The sequence below is a fragment of the Pseudomonas sp. ADAK21 genome (genome assembly GCF_012935735.1).
In the GTDB taxonomy this organism is placed as follows: Bacteria; Pseudomonadota; Gammaproteobacteria; order Pseudomonadales; family Pseudomonadaceae; genus Aquipseudomonas; species Aquipseudomonas proteolytica.
On the sequence record NZ_CP052857.1, the window covers coordinates 3,626,146 to 3,653,116 of the forward strand.

Annotated in this window: 21 protein-coding genes; 7 read left to right on the top strand and 14 right to left on the bottom strand. The window is 59.5% G+C overall.

The features are described 5' to 3' along the window. Positions 1-642 precede the first annotated feature (642 nt). On the top strand, positions 643-1,530 hold the full coding sequence (locus tag HKK57_RS16375; protein ID WP_169390424.1) for an EcsC family protein: 888 nt from the start codon (positions 643-645) through the stop codon (positions 1,528-1,530). A gap of 771 nt (positions 1,531-2,301) precedes the next feature. Here the strand turns inward: HKK57_RS16375 and HKK57_RS16380 are convergent. The 4 genes from HKK57_RS16380 to HKK57_RS16395 form a co-directional block, all read right to left on the bottom strand. Next, a complete protein-coding gene (locus HKK57_RS16380; RefSeq protein WP_169390425.1) occupies positions 2,302-3,429 on the bottom strand; it encodes an HNH endonuclease in 1,128 nt (375 codons plus the stop codon). Positions 3,430-3,460: 31 nt separating this feature from the next. Beyond that, a complete protein-coding gene (locus HKK57_RS16385) occupies positions 3,461-4,600 on the bottom strand; it encodes a PDDEXK-like family protein (RefSeq protein ID WP_169390426.1) in 1,140 nt (379 codons plus the stop codon). A 215-nt stretch (positions 4,601-4,815) separates the two neighbouring features. Further along, positions 4,816-5,298 (bottom strand): single-stranded DNA-binding protein, encoded by a 483-nt coding sequence (locus HKK57_RS16390; RefSeq protein WP_169390427.1) that lies wholly within the window; start codon positions 5,296-5,298, stop codon positions 4,816-4,818. Between the two features lie 36 nt (positions 5,299-5,334). Then, positions 5,335-6,132, bottom strand: coding sequence for a hypothetical protein (locus tag HKK57_RS16395; RefSeq protein ID WP_169390428.1), 798 nt, complete (start codon positions 6,130-6,132; stop codon positions 5,335-5,337). Positions 6,133-6,338: 206 nt separating this feature from the next. Between HKK57_RS16395 and HKK57_RS16400 the strand changes: the two genes are divergently transcribed. Together HKK57_RS16400 and HKK57_RS16405 are read left to right on the top strand one after the other, a co-directional pair. Beyond that, positions 6,339-6,743 carry an antitoxin Xre-like helix-turn-helix domain-containing protein gene (locus tag HKK57_RS16400; RefSeq protein WP_070994431.1) on the top strand — a complete coding sequence of 135 codons (405 nt, stop codon included), beginning with the start codon at positions 6,339-6,341 and terminating at the stop codon, positions 6,741-6,743. Continuing rightward, on the top strand, positions 6,737-7,429 hold the full coding sequence (locus HKK57_RS16405) for an RES family NAD+ phosphorylase (RefSeq protein WP_169390429.1): 693 nt from the start codon (positions 6,737-6,739) through the stop codon (positions 7,427-7,429). Before HKK57_RS16400 ends, HKK57_RS16405 begins: the two co-directional genes overlap by 7 nt. A 10-nt stretch (positions 7,430-7,439) precedes the next feature. On the opposite strand, the gene lldD is transcribed toward HKK57_RS16405, so the two are convergent. After that, positions 7,440-8,582, bottom strand: a complete 1,143-nt coding sequence (lldD, locus tag HKK57_RS16410; RefSeq protein ID WP_029300283.1) for an FMN-dependent L-lactate dehydrogenase LldD — start codon at positions 8,580-8,582, stop codon at positions 7,440-7,442. Positions 8,583-8,690: 108 nt separating this feature from the next. Between lldD and HKK57_RS16415 the strand changes: the two genes are divergently transcribed. Together HKK57_RS16415 and nadA are read left to right on the top strand one after the other, a co-directional pair. After that, the gene (locus tag HKK57_RS16415; RefSeq protein ID WP_029300281.1) at positions 8,691-9,584 is read left to right on the top strand and encodes a LysR family transcriptional regulator; all 894 of its coding nucleotides are present in this window, start codon (positions 8,691-8,693) and stop codon (positions 9,582-9,584) included. Positions 9,585-9,738: 154 nt separating this feature from the next. Next, the gene (gene nadA / locus HKK57_RS16420; protein ID WP_169390430.1) at positions 9,739-10,797 is read left to right on the top strand and encodes a quinolinate synthase NadA; all 1,059 of its coding nucleotides are present in this window, start codon (positions 9,739-9,741) and stop codon (positions 10,795-10,797) included. A 131-nt stretch (positions 10,798-10,928) separates the two neighbouring features. Here the strand turns inward: nadA and HKK57_RS16425 are convergent, their stop codons facing one another. The 6 genes from HKK57_RS16425 to gcvH all read right to left on the bottom strand — a co-directional run bounded on the left by HKK57_RS16425 (position 10,929) and on the right by gcvH (position 18,070). Next, positions 10,929-11,417 (bottom strand): RDD family protein, encoded by a 489-nt coding sequence (locus tag HKK57_RS16425; protein ID WP_029300279.1) that lies wholly within the window; start codon positions 11,415-11,417, stop codon positions 10,929-10,931. Positions 11,418-11,513: 96 nt separating this feature from the next. Beyond that, positions 11,514-11,726: a cold-shock protein gene (locus HKK57_RS16430; RefSeq protein ID WP_029300277.1), complete on the bottom strand. Its 213-nt coding sequence runs from the start codon at positions 11,724-11,726 to the stop codon at positions 11,514-11,516. A 392-nt stretch (positions 11,727-12,118) separates the two neighbouring features. Then, positions 12,119-13,243: a glycine cleavage system aminomethyltransferase GcvT gene (gene gcvT, locus HKK57_RS16435; protein ID WP_169390431.1), complete on the bottom strand. Its 1,125-nt coding sequence runs from the start codon at positions 13,241-13,243 to the stop codon at positions 12,119-12,121. Positions 13,244-13,282: 39 nt separating this feature from the next. Next, positions 13,283-14,659 carry an L-serine ammonia-lyase gene (locus HKK57_RS16440; protein WP_029300275.1) on the bottom strand — a complete coding sequence of 459 codons (1,377 nt, stop codon included), beginning with the start codon at positions 14,657-14,659 and terminating at the stop codon, positions 13,283-13,285. A 167-nt stretch (positions 14,660-14,826) separates the two neighbouring features. Continuing rightward, entirely contained in the window at positions 14,827-17,676 is a 2,850-nt protein-coding gene (gene gcvP, locus HKK57_RS16445; protein WP_169390432.1) for an aminomethyl-transferring glycine dehydrogenase, read from the bottom strand. 10 nt (positions 17,677-17,686) lie between these two features. Next, on the bottom strand, positions 17,687-18,070 hold the full coding sequence (gene gcvH, locus HKK57_RS16450; RefSeq protein WP_029300273.1) for a glycine cleavage system protein GcvH: 384 nt from the start codon (positions 18,068-18,070) through the stop codon (positions 17,687-17,689). Positions 18,071-18,426: 356 nt separating this feature from the next. Here gcvH and HKK57_RS16455 point away from each other — a divergent pair, with 356 nt between their 5' ends. Next, positions 18,427-22,230: a hypothetical protein gene (locus tag HKK57_RS16455; protein ID WP_169390433.1), complete on the top strand. Its 3,804-nt coding sequence runs from the start codon at positions 18,427-18,429 to the stop codon at positions 22,228-22,230. Further along, complete coding sequence (locus tag HKK57_RS16460) at positions 22,227-23,078, top strand: hypothetical protein (protein ID WP_169390434.1); 852 nt, start codon at positions 22,227-22,229, stop codon at positions 23,076-23,078. The genes HKK57_RS16455 and HKK57_RS16460 overlap by 4 nt, the downstream gene beginning before the upstream one ends. Before the next feature lie 9 nt (positions 23,079-23,087). On the opposite strand, the gene HKK57_RS16465 is transcribed toward HKK57_RS16460, so the two are convergent. From HKK57_RS16465 to arcC, 3 genes are all read right to left on the bottom strand, one after another. Further along, positions 23,088-24,596, bottom strand: a complete 1,509-nt coding sequence (locus tag HKK57_RS16465) for a sigma-54-dependent transcriptional regulator (protein WP_029300271.1) — start codon at positions 24,594-24,596, stop codon at positions 23,088-23,090. Between the two features lie 964 nt (positions 24,597-25,560). Then, positions 25,561-25,923, bottom strand: coding sequence for a DUF5064 family protein (locus HKK57_RS16470; protein ID WP_169390435.1), 363 nt, complete (start codon positions 25,921-25,923; stop codon positions 25,561-25,563). 61 nt (positions 25,924-25,984) lie between these two features. After that, positions 25,985-26,914: a carbamate kinase gene (gene arcC, locus HKK57_RS16475; RefSeq protein WP_029296314.1), complete on the bottom strand. Its 930-nt coding sequence runs from the start codon at positions 26,912-26,914 to the stop codon at positions 25,985-25,987. Between the last annotated feature and the right edge of the window lie 57 nt (positions 26,915-26,971).

Here is a 26,971-nt window from a genome sequence, read left to right on the forward strand (position 1 = left end):
TGTTGGCATTGGGTGATGTCAATATGGGAGGGCCAGCAAAGTCAGTGTTTTTGGTAATTTGAGGCGAGTCTGTCAGATGCAGTCTTGAGGCTAATTAGGAGAATTCCTCAACGCCGTAAGCTCTGCTCGTTTCTGACCTTATCTAGACGCAAAACATCAGCCGTGATCAAAGCGGGATGTGTTTTTGCATGGCGGACGATTGCGCTTTCACCCCACGCGGTACCCATAAACGAAAAGACAGACTGTCGCCAGCATCTCCCCCTCAAGCCCGATGGTTGAGCCACACCGAGCATGAAGCTTAGCTCTTAAGCCAATTTGTGCGTAGCCGAGCGCTCCCCTCCCGCGAGTTGGTGCGATTGGTTGAACGGCCCTGGTGAGTTTGTATTCAGCCCCAGTTGTGAGTTCTCACTCCACCCAGGCCGAACATCAAGGTGAGCATCATTGAGGATTCCGCACTTTCCTCGGTACTTGTGGAGGATTCCCAGGTATGTGCTTTGTAACAAAAAACAGTCTGGACTCGGATGATGTTGGAGCTTGGGCAAGGTCAACGTCCGACGAAAGTCGGCAACAGAATTTGCATTACTCAAGGCATAATGGCATTTCAGAATCACTGCCTATTAGTTCACTATTCAAGGATCGAGCATGCCAAAGCTGAGTAATTACGAGCAACACGCCCTCAAGGAGATTCACAGCTGGAAGGAGCCTGATATTGGTTGGTTCGGTCAGGCATTGAAGGTGATAAACCAGCCGCTGGACATAGCAGGCGACCTTCTATTCAAGGCCCCCGGCGTCGGCCCCGCGATCCAGGGTGCAATTGAGGGCTTGACCAGTGTGTGCCACGACGCAGCCCAGTGGAGCGTAAGACCAGAAGCAATTTTCGAAGAGTTTCGTGGTGATGGGCACAGCACGATTAAAACCCACGAAGATATAAAAGACCTGGATCTGGAGCAGATCGACAAGGTCGTTGGCTTCCTAGGAGCTAAGTACAAAGGCATCGCTTTGGTTGAAGGTGCGGGGGCAGGGGTAGTGGGCTTGCCTGGCCTGGCTGTCGACATCCCAGCTCTGATCACACTTAACCTTCGGGCGATCGGTGAGTACGCTGCTTACTATGGCTTTGATACCACGCGTCAGGAGGAGCGATTGTTTGCCTTCAACGTGCTCGGCCTTGCCTCATCTCCGACCGACAGCTCCAAGGCGCTCGCCATGGCGCAGCTGATCAAGATTTCTCAGGATGTAGCTAAGAAAGCTACTTGGCAGGAGCTGGAAAAAAGTGTTTTCGTAAAAATCATACAAGAAATCGCCAAGGCTCTGGGTATACGCCTCACAAAAGCAAAGCTTGCACAAGCAATTCCCGCTGTGGGTGCTGTTGTGGGGGGAGGGTTCAACGCCTACTTCACCATGAAAGTCTGCGATGCGGCTTTCTACCTTTATCGGGAGCGTTTTCTGGCGAACAAGTATGGCGCTGGGGTCATAGAGGTGACCGTAAAACCTGCTGATGACTACGACCCGCACTACACTGAAGCCTTATAAGCGGTGTGAGAACTTTATTAGCGGTTAGCGCCCTGCGACACTGAGCGAGATGTCCAGGTGCTTACTGATCTGAATTCAGATGCCGGCGGAATTTCTCCACCAAATGCGGCGCAGTATCCTGCGGGTTTGCGACAGGCGCGCAGGGGATAAGAATGCACACGCATCAAGTAAACTGCCGAAAGTAACTGAATCAACAGTTACTCTCGGCTCTATTCGAGAAAGCATTCAGAAAAAACTCCACCTGTGAGAGATGTCGCGTCGCTGATCTCTGGGCTGTGATCAGGACGTCTCATATTCGTCACCTGGCCAATTTTCGTGGCTGAGGCCAGTAAGCAGAAGGCACGCATCCGCGCACAAAGGGAGCCCTGCGTTTCGCCGGCGGGCCACTGGCCAGGAAAAGCGGCTACCCAAAAGGTAGCCTGATGATCCTTTCCAAGATCTTCAGGCTACCTTTCGAGTGAGCTTTAAAAAGCATGGGCCGCAACACCAGTGCGGCCCTGTGACTACCGTGCTTCGAACCTCAAGAGAACCCTATGTGCCTTTGAAACTCGCTTTTCACGAGTTGACGGCTGCGTGTCTGCTTGGAACAGGGAGACACAGGGAGAATCCTCAACCAGGTCCGCACTCCCTTCCCGGAGCTATGCGTGCTTTGGGGTTGGTGACGGGCGCTATTGGCGATAATTTCGACGATGGACGCGCCCATGTCAATTCGCTTAGCGTTAGAGGCGTGCAGCTACCTGGAGCGTTAGCGTCACGTAGCCCAGCTCTGATTCAATCGCACCAGCCACTCTGGCTCCAATGCCAATCCAACGCCTCTGAGCTTACGCGGTGAGCTTTTTGTTCTGGCTGGCGAAGCGGGGAACCATTCAGTTTTCCGTAATCGGTGCCCTCCAACTGTGGCGATACCCGTACGACCAATGTGTCAGATTCTATGGCGATCAACCCCAGGTCGAACAACGTGTGAATATCCGTCCGTAACAGCAACCCATTTGACACAACATTGGTGTGATCGCCTTTGTAAGGGTGGATATGCGCGGCTTCGAGCACAGCGGTCAGGTTGCAGCCTGTGATAGCACAAGCTTCACCATAGGCTTGCAATAGCGCTTTGCGGAAAGCGGGCTGCCCTCGACGACGGATGATGTCGGCGGTCACGCGCTTTCTGGCATCAGCTACATCTGTGGGGTCAAAGATGTCCGCTTGCTCTGCAGCAGCCTGGGCGACAGCAAGTGCTTCTTCAACAGGGTTCGTAACCTGTCGAACAGACACACCAAATCGGCTCCCCGATGATACGTCGGTGTAAATCTCCCAAATGCCATGCTGAACTGGGTCATAAAGCTCAAAGGTGGCTTTACCGACGTTGAACAGCCTGTCGTAGCGGTTGCCCTGATCAGTCCGTCGAGGTTTTTTGTTTTGCGTATAGCCCCCGCGGGCTCGGGCGTTAACAGACATCATGTAGAGGTCGGTCAAGTTATTGGTGTTGAACTCGGGTTCACGGGCGAGAATCCAAGCTTCGACCTGCTTTCGACTGGCGCTGCCTCCAAGCTGTTCTACAGCTGCGAGGGCCTTCTCCCAGTTGCGACTGTCTTCGAGGCCGCCTGGCTGCGCGTCATCCTCGGGCGTCTTACCCTGAATGAGTTGGATCAGCGTAGCTTTCATCGCAGTGCCCACATTCACGGCAGGTTTTAGGCCGGGTATCCACGGTAAACCCAGCTCATCGAACACGGCAGAGATGTTCTGCATTCGGTATTCGAAAGCCTTTGGTGTGCGATCAAACTGAGCAGCTAACTCCTCGTAGACTTGTTTCTTTGAGTAGCCAACTCCGGCTTGTTGCTTCTCTGCCATTTGGCGATAGGCCTCGACAGATGCGAGAAGCTCTTCGTTGCTCCAACCCTTTGCCATATTCGGTCCTCCTGGAAGGTTATATCTGCGGTCAGGCAAACTTCTGATGAGCACGCTGCCAAAGTTCGTTGGCGTCATCAATCAAGCTAATGGCAATCGACTCCCTCATTTCAGGATCTCGAAGGAGCGCCAGGTCTTCATTGGATGGTGCATGGAAATTCACATTAATTTTTGAGTATCTCCAGTACAGAGTGCTCGTATTACGACTGCGGGGGGCGATTTCCCGGCATAGATCAAACAAGCGTTCACGATCTTCGGGATACGGCCCACCATCACAGCAGTAACCCACGTACAGCCGGTGGTTGACCTCGATGTACACGCCACCTTGCATAAAACTGAAGGGGAAGGTGAGTCCGATGTATTTGTTGTTTTTTGCCTTTTTGTAAAAGTCAGAAACTGCCTCCTCCGTGGCTGAAACCACAGGACTACCGAGGTGCGGATACTGACGCTCTTGGTAAGCCGTCATGCGCTCCCAAATATCGAGTTGCAGGTCGGCCAGTACAGATTGGAACGCATGGTTGATGTCGGCGATCACGAAAATATTCTCGCCCAGCAGAATCTGTTCTTTCAGCTTGCTCATGTAGATCTCACTCTGGTCACTGGATGTCAGCTTTTGGAGTAGTTCGATGTACTGGAAAATGCTTTCCCGCACGCCGGGCTCGCGGGCTACCAGTGGGATACAGTCCTTCAGCCAAGAGATGATCTCGGCTTCGTAGCTGATTAGAATTACAGGCAGCGACTTTTTGCTCTGCTCACTGGGCTCGGTACCATCCAGGGTGAGGTACGTGGTCCAAATATCGCGGTAGCCTTCCCCCAGCATTTGCTGATGGTAGTCCCACAACTGCTCGTCACGGTCGCGGGCATAGACCTTGTTCTCGATGATCACGGCTTGATTGGATTGGTTGCGAACGAGGATGTCGATGTTCTTGTACTCGACCTCGACATTCGCACTCGTTGAATCGAAGTTCTGGACTCCCACTCGTTTCAACAGGAGATTCAGCAGGGCGGTTCCCTGATTGTGGCTAGCTTTTGGGTCGAGCAAGAATGCGAGGAAGCGCGAGTGAAGCCGAACCTCGTCACTTGAACTGCGCAGTACTGAAAAGAGGTTGAAGCCTGGCGGCCGCTGATGTCTTGCGCGCAGCAGTGCCGAGATTTGTAGAAAGTCGTCCATGAAAGGAAGTCCCTGATTTAGGCCGAGTGACGGCGTGTAGTATCAGGCAAATCGTACGCAGCGTACTGGCTTTTTAATATTGATTGCGAGGCATCGGGGGAAGGTAATTACTCAGGAACCGTAGCTCCGAGTTTCAGGGGTTAGCGAACAAGGTTGAGGAGCCGATGAGTCAGCTCCCCTAACACCAGCAGCGTCACGAATGGGCCGGAAAAATTTCACCCCCTATCAAACAGCTCATCAGGGTCCGGATAATCATCAGATCCGGAGGTCGGTTGCTGTGCTGGCTGAGGCCTGTTGGACTGCAGCGAGGTTTGAGCCTGCGACGGCGCCAGGTTCACCATCGTGACCCGATGCGGCAACATACCAATCCGACTGGCTTGGATTTTTAACGCTTGAAACTCTCCGTCATCGTTTTTCCAGCGATCCATCACCGCACGACCAGAAATCATCACACGCATGCCTTTCTGAAAAAGCTGGGCATAGTGCTCAGCATCCTTGTGCCACCATTCCACGCTTGCCCAAAACCCGCCCCTGTCTTCATATCCCCCCTTGCCATCTGGAATTGAGTTATCGAAGTAAGCGTTGATTCTCAAGAGTCGGCGCGGGTCTTTGTTGCCGTTGGGGAATTCCTTGAACTCCGGTGTGGAGCCGATAATACCTTCCCAGCCGATGCACGTAGGTTGCGCATTGCCGCTCACGACTTGCGCTGGTAAACCGGCCGCTTTGTTTGGCTTTCAGCCCCGGCGCCCATTCATCCACGGGCTGTAGTCCACCTGCACATAACCCAGGGGCAGGCCTTTAGGGTGGTTGGCAAATCCCGGCATCTGGCGCAGGTCCAGCCGTTTGCACTGCGTGGCGAGGCGTTGCTGCAACGCGCTATCTGCCTTGAACCCCTGTGAGCGGAACGGGCTTTGATTCAGGTTGACCATGCACTCACTCACTTTGCCCTGTGCGTCGGCAATGAAGTGGAAGCTGGCGACGCCAATGCTCTGGATGTCATGCCCTGCAAACAGTTGTTCGCGGAAGAAACGGATCTGCCTATAGAGGTCGATTCGGGTTTTCTGCAGTTGCTGCTGTTCTTCCGAGAGCCCAATCAGAGGGGTGAACACCATGGGGGCGACAATCACCTGGGAATCCTCGTTATCAGCGAAGGCCTTTTGTGAGACCTCGGGAAACAGTGTGGTCCAGCACAGCTCGGTGACCAGTTTGGCCAGCTTGGCCTGACGCAGTTGGTTCAGGCCCTCGTTGGGCAACAGGGTTCCGCGTTGGGTTGAGCAGTCCACTACATGGTTCTGCGTGTCGACGGTCATGACCATATTCATCACACCTGTCAGCTCCTGTTCATTGGCGGCCAGGGCATAACTGCGCAGTATTGTTTTGAACGAGTTGACGAACTTTGCGTATTCCTGTCGTCCCTGTGCCTGTTCTGCTAGCTGCTCTGGCGTTTGGCTCTGGCAGCCGGACAGTGACAGTAGGCTTGCACCGAACAAGGCCAGTAGCCAGCGGGATGAAGAAGGCGCGTTGAATTCCATTTCTTGGGGGCTCATACACAATGGATTGGAGAAAATGTAGACGGGAACCATTCTCACCCATCGGGCGTTAAAGTGCGATTCGAAATAACGAAAAGCATGCCACTAGGACCTTTGGTTTTAAAAGCTGACACAGGATGTTGTAGTGGTTTGATCTGTAGACCTCAGGCGTCTATATTTGAGTCTATAGATTAATTTGAGGTGGCACCATGAGCCTGGCCCTCCAAGCACAGCCCTTTACCCGCGAGCAATGTGTCGCCGGACTACGGGCGGCCGTGAGCATCCTGGAAAAATGGCAGGCCAGCAGCGACCAGGCCTGCCGCATCTTGCGCATCTCGCGTAGTACCTACACCCGCGCCCGGCAGCGCGATGCTGCCTGGTCCGTGAGCCTGGATGCCGATCAGATGCAGCGCATCAGCTTCGTGCTGAATATCCACGCCACGCTGCGCATGGTGTTCGATAACCCCGAGAACGTGTACGGCTTCCCCGCAATGCCCAACGACAACCTGTTTTTCAACGGCCGCTCGCCTCTGGAGATCATGGCCCAGGGCGATATGATTTCCCTGTACGAAACCTTCCGGCGCATCGATGTGCTGCGTGGCGCGCAATGGTGAGGGCCAGCCAGTTGGGCGATCTGCCCGGGGGGCAGTTGCAGGCCTATCGCCTGGTCAATTCAAAATTCCCGCCGATTGCCTTATTTGATGATGTGGCGGATGCCGAGGAGTTTGAGGCGCTTTATCAGATCCAGGCCCTGACCAACCCGCGACTGGGCAATGAGGTCGGCCGGATCGAGCTGATAGCCCGGAGGGAAATCCCGTTCGGGATTGTGGGATGTTCCTACGCAATTGCGCCGTTTACCCACGTCAACCCGGCAGGGTCGCGTTTCAGCGCGGGTGATTTTGGTGTGCTGTACCTGGCGGCCACTATCGAGACGGCACTGGCAGAGGTGCGTCACCACCAGAACCAGTATTGGTCCGGGGTCCGTGGCCTTAATTATGAGCGTTTTGTGTTTCGCGCACTGGCGTGCAGTTTTGCCGGCGACTCGATGAAGGATGCGACGTCGGTGCCTATGAACGACCCGATCTACGACCCTGACGACTACAGCCACGCCCAGCGCTTGGGTGGCGAGTTGAAGAAGGCCGGTTGTCCCGGCCTTCGCTACCTGTCGGTGCGCGCAGAGGGCGATCACTGCTGGGCCTTGCTGACACCCCGGCCGGTGTCGTCGATTGTCCAGGCCTCCCATTATGAGATGGTCTGGAATGGCCAGATCACCAGTGTCAGCCAGATCCGCGAAGCCTGACCCTGGCGAGTCAGATCTGCCCGCGCACCAGGATTGACTCATCGATCTGCGCAATCGACGTAACCCCGGTCAGGGTCATGGCCACGCGCATTTCCTTGGCAAAAATATCCAATAGATTCTCCACGCCGCGCTGGCCATCAGCGGCCAACGCGTAGGCGGGCGCTCGTCCCAGCAACACACCCCGGGCGCCCAGGGCGAGCATGCGCACCACATCCAGCCCCGAGCGCACCCCAGAGTCCACCAACACCGTGAGATCGCTGCCAACCGCCTGGGCAATCTCAGGCAACGCCCTGGCGGTAGACAGCACGCCATCGAGCTGACGGCCGCCATGGTTGGACACGACGATGCCGTCGGCCCCGAAGCTCACCGCATCCTTGGCATCCTGTGGGTCGAGGATGCCCTTGATGATCATTGGGCCCTTCCAGAACTCACGGATCCATTCCAGGTCTTTCCAGCTGATGGACGGGTCGAAGTTGGTGGCCAGCCAGCCGATGTAGTCTTCAAGGTGGGTTGGCTTGCCGAGGTATTTGGAAATATTGCCCAGGTCGTGGGGGCGGCCCATAAGTCCCACGTCAAAAGCCCAGGCTGGCTTGGTCACGGCCTGCAACATGCGCCGCTGGGCGGCGTACGGGCCGGACATCCCGGAGTGAGCATCGCGGTAGCGGGCACCGGGGGTTGGCATGTCGACGGTGAACACCAGGGTTTTCACCCCAGCGGCCTGGGCGCGCTCCAGGGCGTTCTTCATGAAGCCGCGGTCTTTGAGCACATAGAGTTGAAACCAGATCGATTGCGCGGTCTGCGATGCGACTTCCTCGATCGGGCACACGGAAACGGTCGACAGGCAAAAAGGGATGCCTTTATTGGCCGCCGCGTTCGCCACCTGGACTTCCCCGCGCCGGGCAAACATGCCGGTCAGGCCTACCGGGCTCATGACCACCGGCATCGCCAGCGGTTGGTCGAACAGCGTGGTTTCCAGGCTCAGGCTCTCGACGTTGCGCAGGACGCGCTGGCGCAGGCTGATGTCTGCCAGGTCCGAGCTGTTGGCCTTGAGGGTGTGCTCGGCGTAGGCGCCACCGTCAATGTAGTCGAACAGGAAACGCGGCAGTTTGCGGCGTGCGGCTTCGCGGTAATCCGATGCAGACGAAATGATCATGAACAGTGAGGCCCCGGAATAAGGAAAACGGTGGGTGGAGGATAGTCAAAGGCTTTTCATGGTAAAAACAACTTTTACAACTTAATTCAAGTCGCAAATGGAATAGTCATGAACCTGCGAACGCTGCGAGCCTTTGTCGAAGTGGTGCGCCAAGGCAGTTTCTCACAAGCGGCCGAGATGGTTTCGCTCACGCAATCGAGCGTCAGCAAAGCGGTCAAGACCCTGGAGGAGGAGCTGGGCACGCCGCTGTTCAGCCGTATCGGCCATAAGAGTGAACTGACAGCCGCTGGCGAGATTGCCTACCGCCGCGCTCTGGTGCTGCTCGCCGAGCGCAGCGACCTGGTGGCCGAGATCAATGACCTGCTGGGTCTCAAGCGTGGCGTCTTGCGCATCGGCCTGCCGCCGGTGGGCAGTGGTGAGTTGTTTGCGGCGATGTTTGCCGAGTACCGCCAGCGTTACCCGCAGATCGAGATCGAGCTGATCGAGCATGGCAGCAAGAAGCTGGGCGAGTGCCTGCAAGCGGGGGAGGTGGATGTGGCTGCCCTGCTGGTGCCGGTGGAGGGCGAGTTTGAGTATCAGGACGTGCGCGTCGAGCCGTTGATGGTGGTCCTGCCCAGCAGCCATCCATTGGCCGGGCGCAAAAGTGTGGATTTTTCCGACTTGTCCGACTCCCCATTCATACTCTTCGAGGCTGGATTTGCCCTGAACCGCATCATTCTTTCCGCCTGCGAGCGTCGGGGCGTCTCGCCGAAGGTTTCTGTGCGCAGCGCCCAGATCGACTTTATCGTCGACCTGGTCGGCGCGGGCCTGGGCGTTGCCTTCCTGCCGCGCATGCTGGCCTACAAACACTTGCATGCCGGCATTGCCTTGATCGCGCTGGATGAGCCCCAGACGGACTGGCATATCGCCCTGACCTGGCGGCGTAATGCTCACTTGCCGCCGGCTGCGCGAGCCTGGTTGGATCTGGCCAGGGAAATGGGTAATGTCCCTGCGCCATATTAGGCTTTTGAATCCAATCGATATTCTGTAGCCTTGCGCAGCTTCACCTAAACCCGTGCTTGATGAACACAATCACTTCGTCCGGCGGCGCCCGAAGGGCTCCAGAGCCGGTGGTACACTCGACTTTCGCGCAACTGCGCCTGTAGGTCTTGCGAACATGACGCAAATTTCCGAACGCCTTCTGGTCCAAGCCCACCTCGATGCCAAGCAACCCAAGGTGCTCAGTGCCGAGCAAGAGGCAAGCTTACGTTCTGCCATCGCTGCCGAGCTCAAGGCTCAAGATGCGGTGCTGGTGGCGCACTTCTACTGCGACCCGGTGATTCAGGCCCTGGCCGAAGAAACCGGCGGCTGTGTTTCCGACTCACTGGAAATGGCCCGCTTCGGCGCCGCCCATCCGGCCAAGACCGTGCTGGTTGCTGGCGTGCGCTTCATGGGCGAGACGGCGAAAATCCTTACCCCCGAAAAACGGATCCTGATGCCGACCCTGGAAGCCACGTGCTCCCTGGACCTGGGTTGCCCGGTGGAAGAGTTTTCGGCGTTCTGCGACCAGCATCCGGAGCGTACCGTGGTGGTCTACGCCAACACTTCGGCGGCAGTCAAAGCCCGTGCGGATTGGGTGGTGACCTCCAGTTGCGCCCTGGAAATCGTCGAAAGCCTGATGGATAACGGCGAAACCATCATCTGGGGCCCGGACAAGCACCTGGGTACCTATATCCAGCGTCAGACCGGTGCCGACATGCTGCTGTGGGACGGTGCGTGCATCGTCCACGAAGAGTTCAAGTCCAAGCAGTTGGAAGACATGAAGGCGCTGTACCCGGATGCAGCGATCCTGGTGCACCCGGAATCACCGACCTCGGTGATCGAGTTGGCCGATGCCGTGGGTTCTACCAGCCAGTTGATTGCGGCGGCGCAGCGTTTGCCGAACAAGACGTTTATCGTCGCCACTGACCGTGGCATTTTCTACAAGATGCAGCAGCTGTGCCCGGAAAAGGTCTTTGTCGAGGCGCCCACCGCCGGTAACGGCGCGGCATGCCGCAGTTGTGCGCATTGCCCGTGGATGGCGATGAATACCCTGGAGCGCACGTTGCAATGCCTGCGTGAAGGCAGCAACGAGATCTTCGTCGAACCCTCGTTGATCCCCCATGCCGTACGCCCGCTCAAGCGCATGCTGGACTTTACCCAGGCGGCCCGCCTGAAGCTGGCCGGCAACGCCTGATCCAAGGCTGCCACAACCAAACTGTAGGCGCTGGCTTGCCTGCGATAGCGTTATAACAGTCAATATTGTAGTGACTGATAAACCGCTATCGCAGGCAAGCCAGCTCCTACATTTGAGTTGTGTTGCCTGCTTTATTTCTTTTTCTTCGGGATTCGCACCAACTGCGTGTCCGAATAAATGTCATGCCAGGCCCGCTGTTTCTTGTCCACCAGCGACCAGATAAACCCCAGCCCTGCGCACAACCACGACGCAATCGATACCACAAACCGCAACAGCGCCTGCCACAGGCTGATGCGCGAGCCGTCCGCGTTCTGCACGCGCACGCCCCACACTTGCATACCCAGGGTCTGCCCGGAGTGGGTCCAGAACTTGGCAAAGAAGCCAAACAGTACAAAAAACAGAATCGTCGACAGCAGCGGATCACCGTCCAGAGCGCCGGACTCCGAGAGCGTGCGCATTTTTGCCTCGCCCACAAACGCGATCCACACCAGCTTGTAGAGGAAGGCGGTAACGATCAGCAGGGCGGTACACAACAGGAAGTCATAGAACATCGCTGCCAGACGACGGCCCAGGCCAACGGCGGGGAATTCGCCTTGGGGGCTTAGCAGGTGTTTCGACATGGCTCGGCTCTCTGGAGGAAAAAAGCCATTTTACGGACAAACGCACATAAAAAAGCCTCTGATGTCACCATCAGAGGCTTTTTGTCGCAGTAAGGATCAGGCTTCTGCTTGTACTTCGTCCGCTTGCATGCCTTTTTGGCCCTGCACAGCGATGAAGGTCACTTTCTGGCCTTCTTTGAGGCTCTTGAAGCCGTTGCCCTGGATAGCGCGGAAATGCACGAACAGATCCGGACCGCTTTCTGGAGTGATAAAACCAAAACCTTTCTCGTCGTTAAACCACTTGACGGTACCGCTCTGACGTTCAGCCATTTTCTTATTTCCTTGACGCTAAAAATTAATGACAGCCCCTTTCACATGAAAGAGTACTGGGCTGGGTTGCAGGAAAGTAAGAGACGTCGAACGGGTTGTAGCACAACTACTTCAGCTACTGCCCAGGTCCAGGTTCCAAGCGACCCATGCAAACACAGTGGGCAAACTCTACGCCAACTAACACAGGAAAAACAAGCCCTCTGCAAGCCACGTATTTACTAGCCCTGCTCGCACTTAGGGCAATATTGCCGCGGGGTGTTATTCGATAGATTGAGTCACTTGTTATAGGTTGATCGACATAACATTGACTATCGTAGGTGCACTGTTTTATGGCGGTTGTGTTACAGATTAGTGCAAGTGAACACAACCGCGTTACTTATAGGAACAGTCAATCAGCCACGATAGTAACGCTGTGGCACGAATGGCATTTTACTTACACGAAGTGGCACCTTTTTCCCACGTACCAACGCAGAGACTTCGCTATCCAACGCGGTGAAGGCCATGTCGAGGTAGCCCATGGCGAGCGGGCCGCCCAGGCTTGGGCCAAAGCCGCCGCTGCACACGGTGCCGATCACGGTGCCGTGGTCGTCGACAATCTCTGCCCCTTCACGCACCGGCGTGCGCTCCTGTGGCAACAAGCCAACGCGCTTGCGGCTGATGCCGGTCTGCTGCTGGGTGAAGATCCGGTCTGCGCCCGGGAAACCTCCGGCACGCGCACCATCAGCACGGCGGACCTTGGAGATGGCCCACAGCAGGCTGGCCTCAATCGGGGTAGTTTCGCTGTTCATATCGTGCCCATAGAGGCACAGCCCGGCTTCCAGGCGCAGGGAGTCTCGAGCGCCCAGGCCAATGGCAGCTACTTCCGTTTCGGCCAGCAGGCTGCGCGCCAGGCTCTCGGCGTTGGCCGCGGGGACGGAGATTTCAAAACCGTCTTCGCCGGTATAACCGGAACGGCTGACATAGCACTCCACCCCCAGCAGGCGCAGGGGGGCGAACTGCATAAAGGTCATCTTGGTCACTTCCGGGGCCAGGCGCGCCAGCACCTTCACCGCCGCCGGGCCTTGCAAGGCCAACAGGGCGCGCTCTTCAAACAGCGGCTCGATCTGGCAGTGCTCGCCGATATGCTGGCGCAGGTGGGCCAGGTCTTGATCCTTGCAAGCGGCGTTGACCACCAGGAACAATTCATCGTTACCCAGGTTGGCAACCATCAGGTCATCGAGGATGCCTCCCTGCTCGTTGGTGAACATGGCGTAGCGCTGCATGCCCACTGGCAGGTCGATGATATCCACGGGCACCAGGGTTTCCAGGGCCTTGGCGGCATTGGCCCCGGTCAGGCGGATCTGGCCCATGTGCGACACATCGAACAACCCGGCCTGTTCACGGGTGTGCAAGTGCTCCTTCATCACACCCAGTGGGTATTGCACCGGCATGTCATAGCCGGCGAACGGCACCATGCGTGCGCCCAGTTCAAGATGCAGGGCGTGCAGTGGGGTTTTCAACAGGGTTTCGGTGGACATATTCAGCTCCTGAAAAACGTGCTGGCGCGTTTATAAGCATCAGCACTCGATAATGTTGACGGCCAAACCGCCACGGGCGGTTTCCTTGTATTTGCTTTTCATATCGGCGCCGGTCTGGCGCATGGTGCGGATCACCTTGTCGAGGGACACGAAATGCTGCCCATCGCCGCGCAAGGCCATGCGCACCGCATTGATCGCCTTCACCGAACCCATGGCATTGCGCTCGATGCAGGGCACCTGCACCAGGCCGCCAATCGGGTCGCAGGTCAGGCCGAGGTTGTGCTCCATGCCGATCTCGGCGGCGTTCTCCACTTGAGAGACGCTGCCGCCCAACACTTCGCACAGCGCGCCCGCCGCCATCGAACAGGCCACGCCAACTTCACCCTGGCAACCGACTTCGGCGCCGGAAATCGAGGCGTTTTCCTTGTACAGAATGCCGATGGCCGCGGCGGTGAGCAGAAAACGCACCACGCCGTCTTCGTTCGCGCCGGGGATAAAGCGCATGTAGTAATGCAGTACGGCGGGCACGATCCCCGCAGCGCCGTTGGTGGGCGCCGTGACCACGCGCCCGCCGTTGGCGTTTTCTTCGTTGACCGCCAGGGCGTACAGGTTGACCCAGTCCAGCACCGACAGCGGATCGCGCAGGGCGGATTCGGGGTTCTTGCACAACTGACGATGCAGCGCGGCGGCGCGACGTTTGACCTTCAAGCCTCCCGGCAGGATTCCTTCATTGCGACAGCCTGCGTCAACGCAGTCCTGCATCACCTGCCAGATCTTCAGCAGGCCGCTGCGGGTCTCGGCTTCCGGGCGCCAGGCGCTTTCATTGGTCAGCATCACCTGGCTGATGGACAGCCCATAGGTGGTGCAATGGCCAAGCAAATCCTTGGCATGTTTGAACGGGAAGGTCAGGGGCGTGGCGTCCTCGACGATCCGGTCGGCGCCGGCAGCGTCTTCATCCACCACAAAACCGCCGCCGACCGAGTAGTACTCGCGGCTGCGGATCTGGATGCCGGCAGCGTCAAACGCACGGAAGATCATGCCGTTGGGGTGATAGGCGAGGGGTTTGCGAATCATCGCCAGGTGTTCTTTCTCGTTGAACGCAATGCTGTGTTCACCGAGCAGGTTCAAGCGCGCGTCGCTGCGCATCTGCGCCAGGCGCGCGGCCACGGTTTCAGTGTTCACGGTGTCTGGGTGTTCGCCCTCCAGGCCCAGCAACACGGCCTTGTCGCTGCCGTGGCCTTTGCCGGTGGCGCCCAGCGATCCATAGAGCTCCACCTTGACGCAGGTGGTGGCGTGCAGCAGGTCGTCACGCTTGAGGCCTTCGGCGAATCGGGCTGCGGCGCGCATCGGGCCAACGGTGTGAGAGCTTGAGGGGCCGATGCCAATCTTGAACAGGTCGAACACGCTTAAAGACATGAGTGGTTCTCCGGTTTCTTATTGTTGGACGCAAGCTGCCCTGTGGAATGCGATCAATGTGGGAGCTGGCTTGCCTGCGATAGCCTCACCTCGGAGCTACTGATAGACCGAGGTGTCTGCATCGCAGGCAAGCCAGCTCCCACACTGACTGCGTTTCTACAGTCAGGTTATGCGTAGCTCTCGATCGACGGGCACGCACACACCAGGTTGCGATCACCAAACACGTTATCGACCCGGCCAACCGGCGGCCAGTACTTGCCTTCGATCAACGACGCCACCGGGTACACCGCTTGTTCGCGGCTGTACGGATGGCTCCATTCACCGACGATTTCGGCAGCGGTGTGCGGTGCGTTCTTCAGTGGGTTGTCATCCTTGTCCAACGTGCCGTCTTCCACTGCGCGGATTTCTTCGCGGATGGCGATCATGGCGTCGCAGAAACGGTCCAGTTCTTCCTTGGATTCACTTTCGGTCGGCTCGATCATCAAGGTGCCGGCGACCGGGAACGACATGGTCGGTGCATGGAACCCAAAGTCGATCAGGCGCTTGGCCACGTCATCGACGCTGATACCGCTGCTGTCCTTGAGCGGGCGCAGGTCGAGGATGCATTCGTGTGCCACCAGGCCGTTGCTACCGGTGTACAGCACCGGGTAGTGCTCTTCCAGGCGACGGGAAATGTAGTTGGCATTGAGGATCGCCAACTGAGAAGCGCGCTTGAGGCCCGCGCCGCCCATCATGCTGATGTACATCCAGGTGATCGGCAAAATGCTTGCGCTGCCGAATGGCGCCGCGCACACCGCGCCTTCCTTGCGTTCCATGGCCGCATGGCCGGGCAGGAACGGCGTGAGGTGTGACTTGACGCCAATCGGGCCAACGCCCGGGCCGCCACCACCGTGGGGGATGCAGAAGGTCTTGTGCAGGTTCAGGTGGGACACGTCGCCGCCGAACTTGCCAGGGGCGCACAGACCGACCATGGCGTTCATGTTGGCGCCGTCGATATACACCTGGCCGCCGTTGTCGTGGATGATCCCGCAGATTTCGCGGATGCCTTCCTCGAACACGCCGTGGGTCGACGGGTAGGTGATCATCAGCGCGGCGAGGTGTTCGCGATGCTCGATAGCCTTGGCGCGCAGGTCTTCAATGTCCACGTTGCCACGGGCGTCGCACGCGGTGACGACGACGCGCATGCCGGCCATGTTGGCGGTGGCCGGGTTGGTGCCGTGGGCCGACGATGGGATCAGGCAGATATCGCGGCGTTCTTCGCCACGGCTCTGGTGATAGGCGCGGATCGCCAAGAGGCCTGCGTACTCACCCTGGGAACCGGCGTTCGGTTGCAGGGAGATGGCGTCGTAACCGGTGGCCGCGCAGAGCATGGCTTCCAGTTCGCTGGTCAGTTGCAGGTAGCCGGCGCTTTGTGCGGCCGGGGCGAACGGGTGCAGGGCGCCAAACTCGGCCCAGGTCACCGGGATCATTTCACTGGCAGCGTTGAGCTTCATGGTGCACGAGCCCAGCGGGATCATGGTGCGATCCAGTGCCAGGTCCTTGTCGGCCAGCTTGCGCAGGTAGCGCATCAACTCGGTTTCGGAGTGATAACGGTTGAACACCGGGTGGCTGAGGATCGGCGACTGACGCAGCAGTGCGGCGGGCAGGGTGCTGTCGACGCTGGCGGCCAGGGCGGCGAAGTCTGGCAGGGCTTTACCGCCTGCGAACACGCTCCACAGGGTTTCGATATCGGCTTGGGTGGTGGTTTCGTCCACCGACAGGCCCAGGCGTGCCGCGTCCACTACGCGCAGGTTGATGCGCTGGGCGCGGGCCTTGTCGTGCAGGGCAGCAGTGTTGGCGCCGGTGGCCAGGGTCAGGGTGTCGAAGAACGTCTCTTGTTCAACCGTGAGGCCCAGCGTGCTCAAGCCATTGGCCAGGATCGCGGCCAGGTGATGGATACGCGTAGCGATCTGCACCAAGCCTTTGGGGCCGTGGTACACCGCGTACATGCTGGCGATGTTGGCCAGCAGCACTTGGGCGGTGCAGATGTTGCTGGTGGCTTTCTCGCGGCGGATATGTTGCTCGCGGGTCTGCATGGCCAGGCGCAGGGCCGGCTTGCCGAAACGGTCCACGGACACCCCGACCAGACGGCCCGGCATATCGCGCTTGAACGCATCCTTGGTGGAGAAGTACGCCGCGTGCGGGCCACCAAAGCCCAGCGGCACGCCGAAGCGTTGGGCACTGCCGATGGCCACGTCGGCACCGAACTCGCCCGGTGGGGTCAGCAGGGTCAGGGCCAGCAGGTCGGCGGCCACCGCCACCAGGGCGTTGGCGGCGTGGAAGCGTTCGGTCAGTTCGCGGTAGTCGAATACGTCACCGTTGCTGGCCGGGTATTGCAGCAGGGCGCCGAAGAACGGGCTGACGTCGGTCAGCTCGCGCTCATCGCCCACCACCACATCAATGCCCAGCGGCTCGGCACGGGTGCGCAGCACGTCGAGGGTCTGCGGGTGGCTGTGCACCGAGGCGAAGAAGGCGTTGCTGCCTTTGTTCTTGCTCAGGCGCTTGCAGAAGGTCATGGCTTCGGCGGCGGCGGTGGCTTCGTCGAGCAAGGATGCGTTGGCGATCGGCAGGCCGGTGAGGTCGCTGATCAGGGTCTGGAAGTTCAGCAGCGCCTCCAGGCGACCCTGGGAAATCTCTGGCTGGTACGGCGTGTAGGCGGTGTACCAGGCCGGGTTTTCCAGCAGGTTGCGCAGGATCGGCGACGGCGTGTGGCAGTTGTAGTAGCCCTGGCCGATGTAAGTCTTGAACAGTTGGTTCTTGGCCGCGATGGCCTTGATCGACGCCAGGGCATCGGCTTCGCTCAGACCGTCGCTCAGCCCCAGCACGGCGGTGCCCTTGATGCTTTCCGGGATCACGCTGGCGCTCAGGGCTTCGAGGGAATCAAAGCCCAGGGTCGCAAGCATCTGCTGCTCGTCGTCCTGGCGCGGGCCGATATGGCGGGCGATAAATTCGTTGGCGGTGGTCAATTGAACGGTCATGGCACGCTCCTCAAGCTTGCGCATTGGCTTTGATCAGGCGGTCGTACGCATCCTGATCCAACAGCTTAGCTACCGCATCGGCATCGGCCGGTTTAAAGCGGAAGAACCAACCTTCGCCCATCGGGTCTTCGTTGACCAGTTCCGGGCTGTCGCTGAGCTTGTCGTTCACTGCCAGCACTTCGCCGGTCAAGGGCATGTACACACCGCTGGCGGCCTTGACCGACTCTACGGTGGAAGCTTCTGCACCCTGGTCGTAGGCCTGCAGCTCAGGCAGTTGTACGAAAACCACATCACCCAGTGCGTTTTGCGCGAACGCAGTAATACCTACGGTGACGCTGCCGTCGGCTTCGGCACGCAGCCATTCGTGATCTTCAGTAAAACGCAATTCGCTCATGGAAACTCCTCAGGGCCAGAATCGTCTGGTGGACGGGATTGGAATGGGTAAGTCCTTAGCAAAAATGCGGCCAATATATTTTTGTCGTTACAAATCAATAAGTTAAAAAATAATGCCGCGTGTGAGTTCCCAACAGCTGTAGCGAAATCGCTACGCTTCGATGGCAGAAAAAAAGCCTATGCGGATCAAAGCCTTGCATAGCGAAGGACGATCAGCGGTGTATTGAAAACGTTCCGCTGTAGCGTTTTCAATACACGCGTCCCGCTTGATGAAGCGCCAGTGCATTGATTTATGTAGTGCCCCGCACGCCCATGGCCGACCTATTTTCCCCGCTCCGAATCATCAGGACGCGCGACATGAGCCATTCACCGGCGGCACTTCACGACACTTCACAGGCATATGCCTCCCGCGACTACCTCGGGCGTATGTTTGCCCAGCGCCCGACACTGATGCAGGTGGCCGAGTCGATGATCCAGGACTGGCTCGACGAAGGGTTCGCTGGCGCCGGCCTGCGCGCAACGGCTACCTGGATCGGCGTGCGAACCCAGGCGCCGGGCACTTACGGGCAGCTCACTTGCCTGGGGGATGCGTTGATCCGGCGTCGCATGGGGGCTCGGGAGGGGAGTGACAGTGCAGGTCGCTATCAGTTACTGGTCAGCTCCATCAGTCGAGACCTGGTACCGGCCCCCGCCGGGGTTTCGGTCGACGATATCGAACGCATGCTCGACACCCTGGCCCCTGGGTTGTTCGAGGCCTTCAGTGCGCGGTTGGTGGCCTTCTGGAATGCGCCGGTGGCGGATGATCCTGGCCTCAGTCGCTGGGGCGCGGTGGGCAAGCAACTGCGCGCGTGCCTGCTCACGGCCTGGCAAAACCCGCCGCTGACGTCGCAGGAGGGCAGGCAGTTGTTGGGCGTGGGCGACGGCCCGCAGCAGCTTTGGGGTTATCTGGCGGACCGCCAGGCCCTGGGCCAGCCGGATGCGCTGCATATCTATCAAGTCTATGCCGCCCAGGAAGGCCAGCCGGGGGAGTGGCTGACGCTGTTGGTCCTGCAGCGCCAGGTGGCGCAGCAGCCGGTGACCCTGGTCTATGTGCCGGTGATGAGTGTGCTCAAGCTCACGACGCAGGACGAGTTGGGTCAGTTGTTGCCGCGCTATATGAGCAACTACAGGCCCGGCCTGCTCGTCAGCTGGGTGCTCAAAGAGCCCCAGGGTGATGTGTTCGATGCACAGGCCCAGGCCTTGCTGGAGCGCCAACTGCGTAACCTGCAACAGGTCAATTGGCAGGCGCTGCCCGGTGTCGACAGCTACAAGCGCCTGTTCAGCCGGCTCACCGCGCCTCAGGTGTGGTTCGATGCCGATTATGTCCAGCAGCCCCACGAAGAGCAGTTGCCCCTCTGGTTGCAGACCGCTGACAGTGCTGATCGATACACCTATGGCCAGTGGCTTGAGCGCTTGGCGCACCTGCAAAAACGCAGCGCTGGCGCATCGTTCCTGGATGGGCTCGATCCGATCGACGTGTACGCGCGCAAGGCGCTGCAACGCCAGATGCGCCTGGACTACCCGCACCAGACGCCGGTCAATCCGGATGATTGCCAACTGACGTTTGAACGCACCCAAGGCGCAACGGTGGGCTGGACCGAACGCACCACCAAGAGCCTGACGTTGTGGTCGCTGGAAAATCCCTTTGCCACACACTACGCCAGCGTACAGATCAGCCCAGGGGCGCATGGCGGCTGGGTCACGCCCGGCTACCTGAAAACACTCATCGAAACCGTCGATGTGGGCCGGCACTATCCGGCGCGACTCAAGGCCGCGTTACTGTCAGACCCGCTAGAGTCGGCACGCCGCCGGCGTTTGTTTGTCGAGCAGATGGCGCTGCAACTGCCGATGCGAGCCTTGGAAAATCGCTTGCGTCAACGCCATGGGTTCACCGCGGCAGGCGTGCGGGTGGTGCAGGCCTTGCTGCAGAGCAGCCCCGACCAACCCGTTATCGTTGGCCGGCCCCTGGCGTTTCTGACCCATGCCGGCGGCGTCGTCCATAAAGCCAGCAACCTGTTTGTCATCGGCCCGCGGGACAACAGTGAGCTGCCCCATATTCTGTATCGGCCCGATCAGGTCGAAGCTGCGCTCCAGCAGTTCCCCAGCCGCCAGGCGTTGCTCGACGCGATCGCCAGCACAGGCAGCGAACTGCAGGCCGTGGTGCTGGAACGCCTGGACGAAAACAGCCGGGCGCTGTTTGCCAATGGCGGTTTCCTGCACCCCCATGTCCAGCGTTTTCTGCAGGGCGACGAGTACAGCGCACAGCCAGCGTCCAGTCCGGCGTTGCTCAGTGACGAGGCGGTGCCGGGAGTGTTTCTTGAGAGCGTCTTTGATGAAAACGCCAGGAGCCTCTGGCAGACCGCTGAAAAACAATCCATCTCTACCGAAGCATTACGCTGGACGCTGTTCAGAAATGACCTCTGGCAGTTGTTCAACGCGCTCTTACCCATGCTCAGGGGGCCGGTGGCGGTGGCCGGGTGGCTGACCCTGGTATTGGGCAGCTTTCGCACAGTACTCGCGTTGCCGGCCACGGCCAGTGAAGAAGACCGCGCCACGACGCTGGTGGAGTTGATGGGCAGTCTGGCGGGCCTGTTGTTGAGCCCCATCGTCGGAATCGATGAGCGCCTGCGCCTGAGCGAGACCAGGCCCGTCACCCAGCGCTCGATTGCGCGGCTCGACAGCCTGCCGGTCAAGCATGCCCGGCAGACGCCGGCGACGTTCGCCTGGCAGCGCTCGCTAGGGGATGTCACCGGGATGGATTTCTCCTGGGCCAATGCGCGCTTACGGCTTGACCCCGCGCAGCAGGCCCAGCTTGAGACCTTCCACTGGTCGCCGGGGCGCGGTGAGCGGTGGCCGGGACCTCCCACCATCACTTCGCCAGATACGCCTGTCCGCGGGCAGGTCATGGTCCGGGACGCGCAGGGGACCGTTCGCCATGGCGATTACCTGCTGCTCGACAGCAAGGTCTACGGGGTCAAACAGGCCGAAGGACGCTGGCGAATCGTCGACCTCAGAGCACCGCTGCGTCAGGGTCCCTGGCTGCGCAAGAATGCGCGCGGGGTATGGAAGCCGGACGTGGGCCTGCAGTTGCTCGGCGGCCAGCCCAAACCCTCGGTCGCCAGCCGTCGCGCGAGCATTCAGCGGCATAACCAGATGCTGGAACGTCTTTACCAGGAGGCGACGACGCGCCTGGTGGCGCAGGAGACGGCGGTCGCTACCGTGCAAAAGCGCTTTCAGAAGGCCCATATGCGCCAACCGGAAAGTTTCACTGAGGCAGAACGGCAAGACATCCGCGCCAGTTTTATCGTGCAACTGGAAAAACAAACCCAGGCACAACTCGCCAAACTGGATGCATTGATTGCCTGTAACGCCAACAAACCGGTGGCGCGGTTCGAGCAGGAAAAGATCCTGCAACTCGAAGACCTCGTCGAAACGCTGCGCATGCAAATGGCGGTGCTGATAACCAGCCGCGCATCCGAGGCGTTCACCGGCGAGCGCCGCAGCCAGTTGCAAGCGCAACTGGAAGATGAAGACGTCGCCGTTGCCCAGGCCGCGCACCAGACGTTTTTCCAGGCGACGCAGAAGATCATCGGCTACAACGACAAACTGATCGAGTTGAGCATCCTGGAACGCAACAACCATGCGCGTCTGGCCCAAGTGCCCGGTTACGACGCACGTCCCGACGCGGTGCCGCCTTCGGTGCTCGGGACGCCGCTGGACTGGAAGTCTGTCCAGCTGAAAGCCCTGAGTGGCGTGCTGCTGCGCAGGCCGCCGCTCCTGGAGGAATATGACGACTTCATGCAGATCAGGTCGTTGATCGATGAGGCGATTCAATCGGTCCAGTCACAAAAAACCTTGCAGGCAGCCGGCCCCCTGAGTGTGCAGCAGCGTATCGAGGGGTATGACGCGCTGCTGCTTGAGTACGACAACACCCAGGCGCGCCTGCGCGAGTACGACGACACCGCGGCCGACCTGCTGTACGACGGCAGCATCGGGCACGTAAACCGTCTGCTCAACGCCCTCGAACACGAAGTCAGGGGCTCAATGGCCACACTGCTGCGCGAGCGCGAGCGCACCCCGGGCGCAAGCCGGGGCCCGCGCTGGGCGCTGGCAAACGCTTGATCCGAGATCGCAAGAACCGCTACCTGGTGGGGCAGGCCCGTAGTACTGCTGCGGCGGTGGACACGGGTGTTGTCGATGTCATCAACCCAGTCGATCAGAGCCTGGTGGCGAGCTTTCGCCAGACACCGGGCAGTGAAGCCTTTGAGACGCTCACCGAGACCAGCACAGCGCCCGTGCGAGCCGTGCGTCCGCTGGAAAAGCTGCTGGGGGATGCGCGCAAACTGCTGGAGCGCCAGGCGATCGTTCTCGACCAGGCGCGCAACGAAGCGCTCCAGGCCAGCCTGCCCGCCAGCGTCGAGGCCAGGTTGTCGCGCCACAGCGAGAAGATGAACGTGGTGGCCGAAAAAATCCGCAAAGCCCTGGGGCAGGACAGTTCCCAGGCCACCCAAGAGCCGTTGCTCGGTGAGCTGGCCCAGGGCTCGCGCAACCTGCGCGAGCAAGGCCGGCTGATTCGCATCGAAATGGTCAAGCGCCTGCCACCCGACGAAGCGGGCATTGCGTATCTGCAAAGCCAGAATCAGGTGCAGATCGTACCGATAGAGGGGCGCATTGCGCTCAAGCGGGCGAATGATTTTTTACAGGAATATACGGTCAAGGACATGGACGGCAAGGTCTTGGCCTACGCCCATTTTCATTACCGCACGCCCGCGACCCCGAATGCCGAGTACAGCGCCGGTCATTTGAAACGGCCGGAACAACGCTTTATGAGCTTTCGCAGCCTGGCCGACAAGACCGACAGCGATGTCATCGCCATCTATTATTCGCGGATCAGCGCGGCCATGGCCCAAAGCCTGTTTTTCAGCGCCACGGGGGCGGTCATGCAACGCGGGCGGCGGATCTTCTGGTGAGTGCCTGGCTCAGGGTTTGCCGGGGATACCGTACTTGCGCAACCGATGGGCGATCGCCGTGTGGGATGTTTGCAGGCGGTTGGCCAGTTGGCGTGTCGAGGGATAGCTGACGTAGAGCTTTTCCAGCAGGCTGCGTTCGAAGTCCTCCACCGCTTGCTCCAGGCTGTCGACCTCGCCGTCGCTCTGGCGGGCGACCGAGGTGCCGGCGATGTCCAGGTCGCCAATGTCCACCAGGTTGCTTTCGCAAATGGCGGCGGCGCGGAAGATCACGTTCTGCAACTGGCGCACGTTACCCGGCCAGCGGTTACCCAGCAGGGCCGGGTAGGTGCCCGGCGCCAGGCGGCAGACCGGACGCTGGATCTGCGCGCAGGCCTGCTGCATGAAGTAGCGGGCCAGCAGCAGGATGTCCTGGCCACGCTCGCGCAGCGGCGGGACTTCGACATTCAGCACATTGAGGCGGTAGAACAGGTCTTCGCGGAACGTGCCTTCAGTGACCATTTTCTCCAGGTCGCGGTGGGTGGCACTGAGGATGCGCACATTGACCTTGACCTCACGGTCGCCACCGACCCGGCGAAAGCTGCCGTCATTGAGAAAACGCAGGAGCTTGGCCTGCAGGTAGGGTGACATCTCGCCAATCTCATCGAGAAACACCGTGCCCTGGTTGGCCAGCTCCATCAGCCCCGGCTTGCCGCCGCGCTGGGCACCGGTGAAGGCGCCGGGGGCGTAGCCGAACAGCTCGCTTTCGGCGAGGTTCTCCGGCAGGGCTGCGCAGTTGAGCGCGAGGAACGGCGAGCTATGTCGCGCACTGATGGCATGGCAAGCGCGGGCCACCAGCTCTTTGCCGGTGCCGGTTTCGCCCTGGATCAACAGCGGGGCATCGAGGGCCGCAACCCGTTGCGCGCGGGTCTTGAGGGTACGGATGGCCACGGATTCACCCAGCAGCGCATCGAAGCCTTCGGCATGGTCATGGTGCAGGGCTGACAGCCGCTCACCGATCCGGTTGGGCGGGTACAAGGTCAGCAGCGCGCCCGCATCGGTAATCGGCGTGGCGTCCAGCAGCAAGGTCTGGCCGTTGACGCTGATCTCGCGCAGGGGCAGGCGAAAGCCATGTTCAAGCAAGGTGTCCAGCAGTGCCGGATCGTCAAACAGCTCGGCGATGCTTTCGCCCGCCGGCTCGCGACCATACAGGGCAATCAGCGCCGGGTTGGCCAGCAGCACCTTGCCGGCACTGTCCAGGGCCAGTACCGGGTCGGTCATGGCCGCCAGCAGCGCGTCAAGTTGCAAGTGGCGACGCTGGCCGGGAAGGATATCCACCACCGTCACCGCTTGTACGCCGTGGACGCTGAACAGTGCGTCGCGCAATTCTTCCAGCACTTGCACGCTCAGGGTCGGCGCGTCGATGTAGACGTTGGGCGGGATCATCTCCACCGCATCCAGGTTGAGATTGCGCCCACCGAGCAGGGCCAGAACTTCCTGGGTGATGCCGACGCGGTCGATGAAGCTGACGTGGATACGCATGGGGCGGACTTTGATTCTGCAATGCGGAGGGTGGCCAGTATGCCTGAGCGGGGGGGAGATCAAAAATGTGGGAGCTGGTTTGCCTGCGATAGCGGTCGATCGGTCAGCCCATGAGTGACTGATAGATCCCTATCGCAGCATAGGTATCTACACAACTATCTTCTTGGTGTGTGTACATATCCGTTGCTGCGGTCACGGCGGCTATTGGTTCCGCCCTTACGGCGGCTCACTTTGGAAAAGAGCCCCAAAGTAACCAAAGGGCTCTTGCCCCACCACTCGGTGCCTCGCTTAGGCTCGGCATGCCCGTAATCCGACATTGATTTGGGGGGCCGCCGCGATGGGCTATCCATGGCCCAGCGCGGCTAAACCGGCGTCCTGCCGGTTTACCCCCCAAATCAATATCGGATTACGGCCAGCGTGGTTTAACGGGGCGCCTAAGATCAAAATCACAAGCAGAGCGAGGCGGCCTGACAGCCGACCTGATCGTCGAAGCGTGCGCGTACCCCTTGTGGGAGCAGGCAAGCCAGCTCCCACAGGGGAATGCAGCTTCGCGCTCTGGCTTTGTTGTTGCTGTTGCTCTGTTTTTGATCTGGCTTTTGATCTTAGGCGCCCCGTCAAACCACGATGGCCGCAGGCAGGTATTGCGCAGTGGGCACCCCGGCATGGATGCCGGGGTAGCCGCGACACGGCCATGGATGGCCGATCGCGGCGGGCCCACGGAGCAATGCCTGACTGCGGGCATGCCGAGCCTAGGCGAGGCACCGAGTGGTGGGGCAAGAGCGCTTTGGTTACTTTCGCGCTTTTCGAAAGTGACCCGCCGTCAGGGCGGAGCCATTAGCCGCCGTGACCGCAGCAACGGATATGTACACATCCCCAAGAACCATCAAAGAGTTGCGTAGATACTCATGCCTATCGCAGGCAAGCCAGCTCCCACATTTGACTGGTTATGGCAGTGGAACCGAGGTTATTCCAGATGCTCTGGCTTGATCGGGTCGCCCGGTTTTACATCCAGTTGGTGGCGCACATCCTCGAACATCAGGTCGTACTGTTTATGCATGCCACCGTTGAGCACCGCAGTTTTCGGCATGCCGTACTTCTGCGCGATGTTCATGGCGTGGCGGGCAAAGTCGAAGGCCTGGTCCTTGGGCAGGAAGAATTCTTCCTTGAGGTCTTTGCCCTGCACCGAACCGTGCATCTTGAAGAGCATTCCCTTGCCTTCCTTTGGGTCCTGGCTTACTTCGTAGTCGATGCACAGGTCGTAGCTGTGATCCTGGGCATTCAATGCATGGCGTTCAATATGCAAGTGACCGGGTTCAAAAATGGCCATAGGCGTCTCTCCCTAACAAGGCATTGGAGAAGGGCGGCTGCAACAACCGCCTGGGGTGTATTTATAAGTAGGTGATGCCAGGTTTTGCCGTGCTGATACGGGTGCCGGCGGTGCCCTGGACAATGGCTTCGATGTCCGAGAGTGAACCGATCACTGCGGTTTTGCCAGTGTTGCGGGCGAACTCGCAGGCGGCCTGGACCTTGGGCCCCATGGAGCCAGCGGCGAAGCCGAGTTTTTCCATGTCGTCAGGGTGCGCCTGGCCGATGGCTTTTTGCGTCGGTTTACCGAAGTCGATAAAGGCCGCATTGACGTCGGTGGCGATCACCAGCAGGTCGGCTTCCAGTTGCTGGGCCAGCAGCGAGGAACACAGGTCTTTATCGATCACAGCTTCGATGCCCTTGAGCTTGCCATTCTCGTCGTACATGGTCGGGATACCGCCGCCGCCGGCGCAGATCACGATGCTGCTCTTTTCCAGGAGCCACTTGATCGGGCGGATTTCAAAGATGCGTTTGGGCCGTGGGCTGGCCACTACCCGACGGTATTTATCGCCGTCGGGGGCAATTGCCCAGCCTTTTTCGGCGGCCAGTTTTTCGGCTTCGGCCTTGGAGTAGACAGGGCCGATCGGCTTGGTCGGGTTCTGGAAGGCCGGGTCCTTGGCGTCCACTTCGACCTGGGTCAACAGGGTGGCGAAAGGCACTTCAAAGTCCAGCAGGTTGCCCAGTTCCTGTTCGATGATGTAGCCGATCATGCCTTCGGTTTCGGCGCCCAGCACGTCCAGCGGGTAGGGGGAAACCTGGGTGTAGGCGGCCGCTTGCAGCGACAGCAGGCCGACTTGCGGCCCATTGCCGTGGGCGATCACCAGCTCATTACCGGGATGAATCTTGGCAATCTGTTCGGTGGCGACCCGGATATTGGCGCGTTGGTTGTCCGCAGTCATGGGTTCACCACGGCGGAGCAGGGCGTTACCGCCCAGTGCAACGACGATACGCATAATGCAATCCTTCTAGAATTCTGCCTTGTGAACACTGGGCCAAGTGTGGGAACGGGC